This window comes from Nocardiopsis sp. NPDC006832, from assembly GCF_040635885.1.
Taxonomy (GTDB): Bacteria; Actinomycetota; Actinomycetes; order Streptosporangiales; family Streptosporangiaceae; genus Nocardiopsis.
This window is the reverse complement of sequence record NZ_JBEYLC010000005.1, coordinates 1-11092: the sequence shown is the minus strand read 5'-3', so window position 1 is coordinate 11092 and position 11092 is coordinate 1. Positions and strand designations below refer to the sequence as shown.

Annotated in this window: 10 protein-coding genes; all 10 read left to right on the top strand. The window is 69.6% G+C overall.

Going from position 1 to position 11092, the window contains the following annotated elements; genetic code table 11:
- The first annotated feature begins 26 nt into the window (after nucleotides 1-26).
- The 10 genes from paaA to ABZ717_RS03690 all read left to right on the top strand — a co-directional run bounded on the left by paaA (nucleotide 27) and on the right by ABZ717_RS03690 (nucleotide 10039).
- The gene (paaA, locus tag ABZ717_RS03735) at nucleotides 27-1001 is read left to right on the top strand and encodes a 1,2-phenylacetyl-CoA epoxidase subunit PaaA (RefSeq protein ID WP_358505069.1); all 975 of its coding nucleotides are present in this window, start codon (nucleotides 27-29) and stop codon (nucleotides 999-1001) included.
- On the top strand, nucleotides 998-1309 hold the full coding sequence (paaB, locus tag ABZ717_RS03730) for a 1,2-phenylacetyl-CoA epoxidase subunit PaaB (protein WP_358505066.1): 312 nt from the start codon (nucleotides 998-1000) through the stop codon (nucleotides 1307-1309). Before paaA ends, paaB begins: the two co-directional genes overlap by 4 nt.
- A gap of 40 nt (nucleotides 1310-1349) precedes the next feature.
- A complete protein-coding gene (gene paaC / locus ABZ717_RS03725) occupies nucleotides 1350-2228 on the top strand; it encodes a 1,2-phenylacetyl-CoA epoxidase subunit PaaC (RefSeq protein WP_358505063.1) in 879 nt (292 codons plus the stop codon).
- Nucleotides 2222-2746, top strand: a complete 525-nt coding sequence (paaD, locus tag ABZ717_RS03720; RefSeq protein ID WP_358505060.1) for a 1,2-phenylacetyl-CoA epoxidase subunit PaaD — start codon at nucleotides 2222-2224, stop codon at nucleotides 2744-2746. The genes paaC and paaD overlap by 7 nt, the downstream gene beginning before the upstream one ends.
- Nucleotides 2747-2748: 2 nt before the next feature.
- Nucleotides 2749-3852, top strand: coding sequence for a 1,2-phenylacetyl-CoA epoxidase subunit PaaE (paaE, locus tag ABZ717_RS03715; protein WP_358505057.1), 1104 nt, complete (start codon nucleotides 2749-2751; stop codon nucleotides 3850-3852).
- Nucleotides 3849-4274, top strand: coding sequence for a hydroxyphenylacetyl-CoA thioesterase PaaI (gene paaI / locus ABZ717_RS03710; protein WP_358505054.1), 426 nt, complete (start codon nucleotides 3849-3851; stop codon nucleotides 4272-4274). The genes paaE and paaI overlap by 4 nt, the downstream gene beginning before the upstream one ends.
- A 201-nt stretch (nucleotides 4275-4475) precedes the next feature.
- Nucleotides 4476-5639 (top strand): L-rhamnose isomerase, encoded by a 1164-nt coding sequence (gene rhaI / locus ABZ717_RS03705; protein WP_358505051.1) that lies wholly within the window; start codon nucleotides 4476-4478, stop codon nucleotides 5637-5639.
- Nucleotides 5627-7732: a bifunctional aldolase/short-chain dehydrogenase gene (locus ABZ717_RS03700; RefSeq protein ID WP_358505049.1), complete on the top strand. Its 2106-nt coding sequence runs from the start codon at nucleotides 5627-5629 to the stop codon at nucleotides 7730-7732. The genes rhaI and ABZ717_RS03700 overlap by 13 nt, the downstream gene beginning before the upstream one ends.
- A gap of 5 nt (nucleotides 7733-7737) precedes the next feature.
- Entirely contained in the window at nucleotides 7738-9192 is a 1455-nt protein-coding gene (locus tag ABZ717_RS03695; RefSeq protein WP_358505418.1) for a rhamnulokinase family protein, read from the top strand.
- Between the two features lie 220 nt (nucleotides 9193-9412).
- Nucleotides 9413-10039: a disulfide bond formation protein DsbA gene (locus tag ABZ717_RS03690; RefSeq protein WP_358505046.1), complete on the top strand. Its 627-nt coding sequence runs from the start codon at nucleotides 9413-9415 to the stop codon at nucleotides 10037-10039.
- Nucleotides 10040-11092: the final 1053 nt, after the last annotated feature.

Below are 11092 nucleotides of genomic sequence, written 5' to 3'. Positions count from 1 at the left end.
GTTCGGTTATGAATGGGGAATGATCAATGTCGACCACGGCCCAGGAAGCGCCCCCCGGCGCCGACGAGGCTCTCCAGGCGGAATTCGACGCCAGGATCGCGGCCAACCAGCGCGTCGAACCGCGTGACTGGATGCCCGAGGCCTACCGCAAGACCCTCATCCGTCAGGTCTCCCAGCACGCGCATTCGGAGATCATCGGGATGCAGCCCGAGGGCGACTGGATCGCGAGCGCGCCCAGCCTGCGCCGCAAGGCCATCCTGCTGGCCAAGGTCCAGGACGAGGCCGGACACGGCCTGTACCTGTACGCGGCCGCCGAGACCCTCGGCGTGGACCGCGCCGACCTCACCGAGCGCCTGATCGAGGGACGCCAGAAATACTCCTCGATCTTCAACTACCCGGCGCTGAGCTTCGCCGACGTGGGTGTGATCGGCTGGTTGGTGGACGGCGCCGCGATCTGCAACCAGGTCCCGCTGTGCCGCACCTCCTTCGGCCCCTACGCCCGCGCCATGGTGCGCATCTGCAAGGAGGAGTCCTTCCACCAGCGGCAGGGCTACGAACTGCTCATGCGCATGATGGCCGGCACCGAGGGCCAGCGCGCGATGGTCCAAGAGGCCGTGGACCGCTGGTGGTGGCCGTCCCTGATGATGCTCGGCCCGCCCGACGCCGACTCGCCCAACACCCGGCGGTCGCTGGACTGGGGCATCAAGATCGACACCAACGACGACCTGCGCCAGAAGTTCATCGACATGACCGTCCCGCAGGCCGACAAGCTGGGCGTCACCCTGCCCGACCCCGAACTGGCCTGGAACGACGAGCGCGGCCACTACGACTTCGGTGAACCGGACTGGGACGAGTTCAAGCAGGTCATCTCGGGCAACGGCCCCAAGAACGCCGAGCGTGTGGAGCGGCGTCGCGCCGCCCACGACAACGGTGCGTGGGTCCGCGAGGCCGCCACCGCCTACGCCGACAAGCACAAGAGCGTCCGGGAGGTCGCGGCATGAGCAACACCGACGGCACCGGCCCGGCCCGGCCCGAATGGCCCCTGTACGAGGTCTTCGTGCGCGGCAAGCGCGGCCTCAACCACGTCCACGTGGGCTCCCTGCACGCCCCCGACGACGAGATGGCCCTGCACAACGCCCGCAACCTCTACACCCGGCGCAACGAGGGCGTGAGCATCTGGGTGGTGCTCGCCCAGAACATCACCGCCTCCAGCCCGGACGAGAAGGACCCCTACTTCGAGCCCAGCGGTGACAAGGTCTACCGCCACCCGACCTTCTACCCGATCCCCGAGGACGTCCCGCACATCTAGCGCGAACACACGGGGACGAACGAGGTTTCAAAGGAACGACATGAGTGGCGACAACATCTTCACCGGCCTGACCGAGGAACACGACGGCGACGCCCGCTGGGCCTTCGGTACCGGTTTCACCGAGGCGCTCGCGGGTGTGGACACCACCCTTCCCACGGGGGTGGACGGCCATGACCTGGCCCTGTACTGCCAGATGCTCGGCGACGACTCCCTGGTCCAAGCGCAGCGGCTCGTCCACTGGGTGACCGACGCCCCCGAACTGGAGGAGGAGGTGGCCCTGGCCAACATCGCGCTGGACCTGCTGGGTCAGGCCCGTCTGCTGCTGGCCCGCGCCGGCCAGGCCGACGGGACCGGGCGCGACGAGGACGCCTTCGCCTACCACCGGGACCCCGAGGAGTTCCGCAACGTGCACCTGGCCGAGGCCCCGCGGGGTGACTTCGCCCGGTGCGTGACCACGCTGCTCGTGCTCTCCACCTGGCGACTGGCCCTGTTCACCCGGTTGGCCGACAGTGGGGACCCGGTGCTGTCCGCCATCGCCGCCAAGGGCGTCAACGAGGTCGCCTACCACCGCGAGTACGCGGTTTCCTGGGCGCTGCGCCTGGGTGATGGAACCGAGTACTCGCACGAGCGCATGGCCCGAGCGGTCGCCGACGTGTGGCCGCTGACCGGCGAACTCTTCGCCACCCACCCGGTGGAGGCCGCCCTGGCCGACCAAGGGGTGGCGGTGGACCCGGCCACGGTGCGCGAGGAGGTCCACCAGGTCCTGGACCAGGTGCTGACCGCGGCCACGTTGGAGGCGCCCGGGTCCTTCCCCGAGGCCGAGCCGGCCGGGCGCGAGGGCCGGCACACCGACGAACTGGCGCCCCTGCTGACCGAACTCCAGCGGGTGGCCCGCAGGCACCCGGAGGCGACATGGTAGCCACCACATCGCGGACCGAGGAACATCGTCGCCTGTGGGCGGCGGCGGCCGCGGTCACCGACCCCGAACTTCCCATGCTGACCCTGGCCGACCTGGGCATCCTGCGCGAGGTCGAGATCACCGAGGACGGTGCCGCCCAGGTGTGGATCACCCCCACCTACTCGGGCTGTCCGGCCCTGGCCGAGATGCGCGTGGACGTGGACACGGCCGTGCGCGCGGCCGGGTTCGAGCAGGTGCGGGTGCGCACCACGCTCTCCCCGCCCTGGACCACCGACTGGATCACCGGGGAGGGGAGGCGCAAGCTCACCGAGCACGGCATCTCGCCGCCCGGCGGCGCGCCCGAGCGGCCCGCCGGCCCCGTCCCCCTCACCCTGCTGCCCACCCGAACCGTCCCGCGCTGTCCGCTGTGCGGGTCGGCACAGACCGAGGAACTGTCCCGCTTCGGCGCGACCTCCTGCAAGTCGCTGCACCGTTGCCGTTCCTGCCTCGAACCGTTCGAGCACGTCAAGGAGATCTGACCGTGACCACACCCGTCACCGAGACCGCCCCCGCCGCCGGACGCGGCCGGGCGGCGTTCCACCGGCTGCGCGTGGCCGCCGTCGAGCGCCTGTGCGAGGACGCCGTCGCCGTCACCTTCGACGTCCCCGACCATCTGGCCGAGGTGTTCGCGTTCGCCCCCGGGCAGTCGCTGACCCTGCGTCGTGTGATCGATGGTGTGGAGGAGCGTCGCAGCTACTCGATCTGTGCCCCGGTGGGCGAGGCGCCCCGCGTGGGTGTGCGTCTGGTCGCCGACGGCCTGTTCTCCACCTGGCTGGTCCGCGAGGTGCGCGCGGGCGACGAGATCGAGGTGGGCGCGCCCACGGGCCGCTTCAGCCCCGATTTGACCGAGACCGCCCGGCACGTGCTGGTGGCCGCGGGTTCAGGCATCACCCCGGTGCTGTCCATGGCCGCTTCGCTGCTGCGCCGCACCGGCTCCCACGTCACGTTGTTGTACGGCAACCGCCGCAGCGACACGGTGATGTTCGCCGACGAGCTGGCCGACCTCAAGGACGCCTTCGGGCCACGGCTGGAGCTGGTGCACGTGCTCTCGCGTGAGCCGAGAGAGTCGGAGCTGTTCACCGGGCGTCTGGACGGGGCCAAGCTCGACGCGTTGCTGTCGACCATCATCGCCGCGGACGGTGTCGACCACTGGTGGCTGTGCGGGCCCTACACGATGGTCACCGACGCCCAACGGGTGCTGGCCGAACACGGGGTGGACGGCGAACGCGTCCACCAGGAGCTGTTCTTCGTCGAGGGTGCCGAACCACCGCCCCAGGCCCGACACGAGGACCCCGAGGTCGAGGGACCCGCCAGCGAGGTCACCGTCGTGTTGGACGGCCGCACCACCACGCTGACCCTGCCCCAAGGGGTACCTGTGCTGGACTCGGCCCAGCGCTACCGTCCCGACGTTCCCTTCGCCTGCAAGGGCGGGGTGTGCGGGACCTGCCGGGTCAAGGTGTGCGGTGGTGAGGTCCAGATGGTGCGCAACTACGCGCTCACCCCCGCCGAGGTGGAGGCCGGGTACGCGCTGGCCTGCCAGTCGCTGCCGGTGACCGACGCCGTGACCGTGGACTTCGACTCATGAGCGGGGCGGAGACGCCCAAGGGGCGCAACGAGACCGCCTGGCGGATGTTCGAGGCCGACCGTGCCTCCAAGAACCTGGGCATGCGCCTGGTGGAGGCCACCGATGGGCGTGCGGTGGTGGAGATGGTCGTCGGCCCGCTCATGCTCAACGGCTACGACATCGCCCACGGAGGGTTGTTGTTCACCCTGGCCGACACCGCGTTCGCGTGCGCGTGCAACGTGGACGGTGGAGGGGTGACCGTGGCCTCCGGCGCCGACGTCACGTTCGTGGCTCCGGCCCACGAAGGCGACGTGTTGGTGGCCACCGCTGAGGAGCGTGTGGTCTTCGGGCGCAGTGGCGTCTACGACGTGACCGTCCGCCGGGGCGAGGAGATCGTCGCCGAGTTCCGCGGGCGCAGCCGTACCCTGGCCGGGCGCGGATAGACAGGCCACAGGACCGGGAGAGGGTCGGGGCAGGAGCCCCGGCCCTCTTTTCGGATCGATGGGTAAAACGTTGTAACCAGGGTGGATGAGGATGACCGTTGACACCCTTCCAGGTGCCGGGATAGCTTCGGCGATACTTGAATGAAACGATTCAATGATCGCGAGCTCCGCGATCCCACCCCACCGAACGGAGCCCCCATCGTGGTCACACCGGATACCCTCGCCGTCCTGCGCCGCCAGCACATCGAGCTTCCCTCCTGGGCCTTCGGTAACTCCGGGACCCGATTCAAGGTGTTCGCGCAACCCGGGGTGCCCCGCGACCCCTGGGAGAAGATCGCCGACGCCGCCGAAGTGCACCGCCACACCGGGGTCGCCCCCACCGTCGCACTGCACATTCCCTGGGACGAGGTGGACGACTACTCCGCCCTGGCCGCCCACGCCCGCGACCTGGGCACCGCCATCGGCACCATCAACGCCAACGTCTTCCAGGACGACGACTACCGGCTCGGCAGCGTCACCAACCCCGACGCCCGCGTGCGCCGCAAGGCCATCGACCACCTGCTGGAATGCGTCGACGTCATGGACGCCACCGGCTCGCGCGACCTCAAGCTCTGGTTCGCCGACGGCACCAACTACCCTGGCCAGGACGACCTGCGCGCCCGCCAGGACCGTCTCGCCGAGGCGCTGCGCGAGGTCTACGACCGATTGGGCGGCGACCAGCGGATCCTGCTGGAGTACAAGCTCTTCGAACCCGCCTTCTACGCCACCGACGTCCCCGACTGGGGCACCGCCCACGCCCACTGTTTGGAGTTGGGCGAACGGGCCGTGGTGTGCGTGGACACCGGCCACCACGCCGCGCACACCAACATCGAGTTCATCGTCGCGTTCCTGCTACGCGCCGGGAAGCTCGGCGCCTTCGACTTCAACTCGCGCTTCTACGCCGACGACGACCTGATGGTCGGCGCCGCCGACCCCTTCCAGCTCTTCCGCATCATGTACGAGGTGGTGCGCGGCGGGGCCCTGGCCGCCGACACCGAGGTCGCGTTCATGCTCGACCAGTGCCACAACGTCGAACCCAAGATCGCCGGACAGATCCGCTCGGTGATGAACGTGCAGGAGGCCACCGCCAAGGCCCTGCTCGTGGACGCCGAGGCCCTGGCCGTCGCGCAGGCCTCGGGCGACGTGCTGGGCGCCAACGCCGCGTTGATGGACGCCTACAACACCGACGTGCGCCCCCTCCTGGCCGGGTTGCGCGAGGAACAGGGCCTGCACCCCGACCCCATGGCCGCCCACGCCGCCTCCGGGTACGTGGAGCGCGTCGCCGGCGAACGCCAGGGCGGGACCCAGGCCGGATGGGGCGCATGACCGGCCCCGACCGGCCGGCACGACCGACACACCACGACACAGAACAGGGAAACACCGTGTCCGATCCCGTCGTCGCCCAGCTCATCGCACGCAGTAACGCCCTCGGTGCCGACCCGCGTAACACCAACTACGCGGGCGGCAACACCTCCGCCGAGGGCAGCGCCACCGACCCCGTCACCGGCCGACCCGTCGACCTGCTGTGGGTCAAGGGTTCCGGTGGCGACCTGGGAACCCTCACCGAGGACGGTCTGGCCGTCCTGCGCATGGACCGCCTGCGCGCCCTCGTGGACGTCTACCCGGGCGAGGGACGCGAGGACGACATGGTCGCCGCCTTCGACCACTGTCTCTTCGGTAAGGGCGGGGCCGCGCCCTCCATCGACACCGCCATGCACGCCTTGGTGCGCGCCGCGCACGTGGACCACCTGCACCCCGACTCCGGGATCGCGCTCGCCACCGCCGCCGACGGTGAACGACTGACCCGCGAGTGCTTCGGCGACCGCGTGGTGTGGGTGCCCTGGCGCAGGCCCGGCTTCCAACTCGGGCTGGACATCGCCCGCATCGCCGAAGAGAACCCGAACGCCATCGGCGCGATCCTTGGCGGACACGGCATCACCACCTGGGCCGAGACCAGCGAGCAGTGCGAGGCCAACTCCCTGGAGGTCATCCGCACCGCCGAGACCTTCCTCGCCGAACGCGGCCGCCCCGGCCCCTTCGGCCCGGTCCTGGACGAACACCAGGCGCTGCCGCAGACCGAACGCGCCCGGCGCGCCGCCGCCCTGGCCCCGGTGATCCGTGGTCTGGCCTCCACCGACCACCGACAGATCGGCCACTTCACCGACAGCGAGGAGGTCCTGGACTTCCTCGCCCGCGCCGAACACCCCCGACTGGCCGCCCTGGGCACCTCCTGCCCCGACCACTTCCTGCGCACCAAGGTCCGCCCCCTGGTGTTGGACCTGCCGGCCACCGAACCTCTGGAACGGGTCGTCGAGCGTCTGCGCGAACTCCACCGGCAGTACCGAAAGGACTATCGCGCCTACTACGAACGCCACGCCACCGCCGACAGCCCGGCCATGCGCGGCGCCGACCCGGCCATCGTCCTGGTGCCCGGGGTGGGCATGTTCTCCTTCGGCAAGGACGCCAAGACCGCGCGCGTGGCCGGCGAGTTCTACGTCAACGCCATCAACGTGATGCGCGGCGCCGAGGCCGTGTCCACCTACCGGCCCATCGAGGAGTCGGAGAAGTTCCGCATCGAGTACTGGGCACTGGAGGAGGCCAAGCTCAAACGGCTGCCCGCGCCCAAACCCCTGGCCGGCCGGGTCGCCCTGGTCACCGGTGCCGCGAGCGGTATCGGCAAGGCCATCGCCACCCGCCTGGCCGCCGAGGGTGCCTGCGTGGTCGTCTCCGACCTGGACGCCGATCAGGCCGCCGAGGTCGCGGCCGAACTCGGTGGTGCCGACACCGCCGTCGGGGTGGGCTGCGACGTGAGCGACGCCGACGCCGTGGCCGAGGCCTCGCGCGCCGCCGCCCTGGCCTTCGGCGGGGTGGACCTGGTGGTCAACAACGCCGGACTGTCCATCTCCAAGCCGCTGCTGGAGACCACCGAACGCGACTGGGACCTCCAGCACGACGTCATGGCCAAGGGGTCCTTCCTGGTCTCCCGAGAGGCCGCGCGCCTGATGATCGAGCAGGACATGGGCGGCGACATCGTCTACATCGCCTCCAAGAACGCGGTGTTCGCCGGGCCCAAGAACATCGCCTACTCCGCCGTCAAGGCCGACCAGGCCCACCAGGTGCGCCTGCTCGCCGCCGAACTGGGCGAGCACGCCATCCGGGTCAACGGCGTCAACCCCGACGGTGTGGTGCGCGGCTCGGGCATCTTCGCCGGCGGGTGGGGCGCCCAGCGCGCCAAGGTGTACGGGGTGCCCGAAGAGGAGTTGGGCGCCTTCTACGCCAAGCGCACTCTCCTTGGTCGTGAGGTGCTGCCCGAACACGTGGCCAACGCGGTGTTCGCGCTCACCGCGGGGGAACTGGCGCACACCACCGGCCTGCACGTGCCCGTCGACGGCGGGGTCGCCGCCGCCTTCCTGCGGTGAGCGCGGTGGGACCGCACGCCGCGATCGACCTGGGCGCTTCCAGCGGTCGGGTGATCACCGGCAACCTGCGCGACGGTGCCCTGCGCACCGAGGAGACCGCACGGTTCGCCAACACCCCGGTGGCCGTGGGCGAACGACTGCACTGGGACGTGTTGTCGCTGTACTCCGGAGCCGTCACCGGCCTGGAACAAGCGGCCCGGGACCATGGCCCACTCGCCTCCGTCGGCATCGACTCCTGGGCCGTGGACCACGGCCTGCTCGACGCCGACGGCGCACTGCTGGGCAACCCCGTCCACTACCGGGACCGGCGCACCGACGGTGTGCCCGAGCGGGTGTTCGAGCACCTCCGCGCCGCGGACCTGTACGCCGTCAACGGGCTACAGGTGCAGCCCTTCAACACCGTCTTCCAGCTCGTGGCCGCCGCCGGAAGCGCCCAGCTCGCGGCCGCACGCGACCTGCTACTGATCCCGGACCTGTTCGCCTACTGGCTGACCGGCCAAAAGGTGGCGGAGTCGACCAACGCCTCCACCACCGGGCTGGTGGACGTGAAGGGGCGTCGCTGGGCCGAAGCCTGCCTGAACCTGTTGGAGGATGCCTTCGGGGTTCCCGTGAGGAACCTGCTCCCCGACCTGATCGACCCCGGCCACATCATCGGCCCGGTGAGGGATCGCGGGACGCCGCTGGTCGCGGTGGGCTCCCACGACACCGCCTCCGCCGTGGTGGCCGTACCCGCGCGCACCTCGCGCTTCGCCTACATCTCCTCGGGCACGTGGTCGCTCGTGGGAGTGGAGTCGGACCGTCCGGTGCTCTCCGAAGAGGGGAGGAAGGCCAACTTCACCAACGAACTCGGTGTGGACGGGACCGTGCGCTACCTGCGCAACGTGACCGGGCTGTGGTTGCTTCAGGAGTCCCTGCGCACCTGGCGGGACCAAGGCCTCGACGTGGATCTGGCCGACCTGTTGGAGCGAGCGGCTCGTCTACCGAAGCTGAGGTGCGTGGTGGACGTGGACGACCCCCGGTTCGCGCCACCCGGTGACATGCCGGCCAGGATCGCCGAGTTCGCCACCGAGACCGGCCGGCCCCCTCCCGGCGACCCTGTTCAGGTGGTGCGGTGCGTGCTGGATTCCTTGGCCCTGGCCTACCGTCGGGCCGTGCGACAGGCCGCCGAGTTGTCAGGCCAAGAGGTCGAGGTGGTGCACATCGTCGGGGGAGGGTCGCGGAACACGCTGTTGTGTCGCCTCACCGCCGAGGCCACCGGCCTGCCGGCGATCGCGGGACCGGCGGAGGGCACCGCCGTGGGGAACCTGTTGGTGCAGGCCCGGGCCGTGGGGGCTGTTCAGGGAGGTCTGCCCGAGCTGCGTCAGGTGGTCGTCGACTCCTTTGAAACACGCACCTATCTTCCAGAGGAGGAAAGCTCCCCCTGGGCGAAAGCCCAACGCTTCCTCTGGCCAGGGGAGTAGGTGAGTAGGGGTGATCGAGGGTTTCCCGGCCGTCTTGTGCCGGCCGGGAACCTGGGTGAGTCTTTCGGAGCGACTGCGGAGGTTCGGTGTCTGGTTTGTCTGTTTCTCGACCGGTTGCGGATTCGGGCCGGTGGGCCGGATGAACCCGCAGGTCAACGAGTCCTGCTCCCCGTGCACGCGGGGATGGACCCGGGTATTACCGCCCAGGTAGGAGAACGACATGAGCACCACAACCGCAGGAACGACCGTTACCGATGCCCAGACCGGTTGGGTCGTGGACTTCTGGCTCGATCCCGCCTGCCCGCTCACCCGTCACACCGCACGCTGGATCACCCAGATCGCCGACGAAGTGCCGCTCGAAGTGAACTGGCGTGTCATGAGTCTGTCGATCCTCAACGAACATCGCGACGACGATCCTGAGGGCGATCCCCACGGCTACCTCTGGATCCCCGCACGTGTTGCCGCAGCCGTCCAGACCAGGCACGGACACGAATCGCTCGGTGCCTTCTACGACGCACTCTGGACCAACCCAGATGGCACCGAACGGCAATGGCTCGGTGAACTCGGTGAGGCGCTGCAACGCACCGGTCTGTCTGTCGAACTCGTGAAAGCCGGCACGTCCACCGACTACGATGCCGAGCTACGTGCCTCCCACCGTGACGGCGTCGACCGCATCGACGCTGAAATAGGTACGCCGATCATGGCCATTACAGCGCCAGACGGAGGACAGCGGACATTCTTCGGCCCGGTCCTCGACACAGTCCCCACGATGACCGAGCGGTTTCGCCTGTGGGAAGCACTGCTCCTCTTGACCAAGGTCCCGAGCCTCCGAGAGATCAAGGCATGAGCGAGCCGACCACGGCCTGACGGTCTTCGCTTTGGCAGCAGTTCTGGCAACAACGTTCTGTCCTGTAACGCTTAGCCCGGATGGGCCTGGGGCTCAACGGGGCTGTTCTTGGTGCAGATGGGAATTTTTTGCTGGTGGGGCGCCTGGGGTCGAGTTCCTTGGGGTTGTTGGGCGGGGTGGGGGTGGGTTCTCCCTCCTTCCCCGCCGCGTGATTGTTGCCGCCCGCACCGCACGCGTCAAGGCAATGTTGAGTCCTGTGACGCTGTGGCTGGTGGCCTTGACCCGTGCGGCACGGGCGGCGGTTTGGCGGCTATCGGGGAAGGGGGAGAGTGGTTGAGGTCCCAACGGCCCCGGGCCCTTCGGGCCCCCGGGGGCCCGGTCCGGCCGCAGGCGGCCGGATGCCTTCCCTTCCCTCTGGTGTCCTCGTGGGGCGCGTCGCCACTACGTGACGGGTCGGGTCACGAAGGGCCCGCTACAGGTGGGGCACGGGGCGGGGCGCGTCCTCGCGGTGGCCGGCTCTGGTCTTCTCAGCGATGATCTTGCTCGTAGCGCCATGTTGGGCGCCCAACATGGCGCTAGGAGCAAGATCATCATGATGGAGAGACAACACGGGGTTGCACGGGGTTGGTGGTGCCGGTGGGCCGGTACCTGGGGCGGGAGCCGGTACCTGTGGTGGCAGTGGCGCCGAGACCCCCGATGGGAGCCACTCCGGCCCCGGGATATGGCTCTGGGCGGGGGTTCGCGGTGTTTCTGCCCCTGGGCATGCCGATATCCCCACAGGGCACAGGGCCCTTGGGGTCTGACACCCAACCGGGGTGGTCGCGGCGGGGTGTTCTCGGCGGGGTGGGGTTCCACCTGGCGGGAACGCATGGTCGTGGAAGCGGGTGGTGGTTAGGGGGAGGTGGCTGGGGCCGGCTCCCCCTCACCATCCCCGGATCCGCTGGTCTCGGTGTCCTGTCGGTTCTGGGCGTGGTGGTGCTCCCAGATCTGCCGGTTCACCTTGGCCTGCAACCGGTGCTTGAGCCGGTTATGGGTCGAGCACAGCACCTGCAT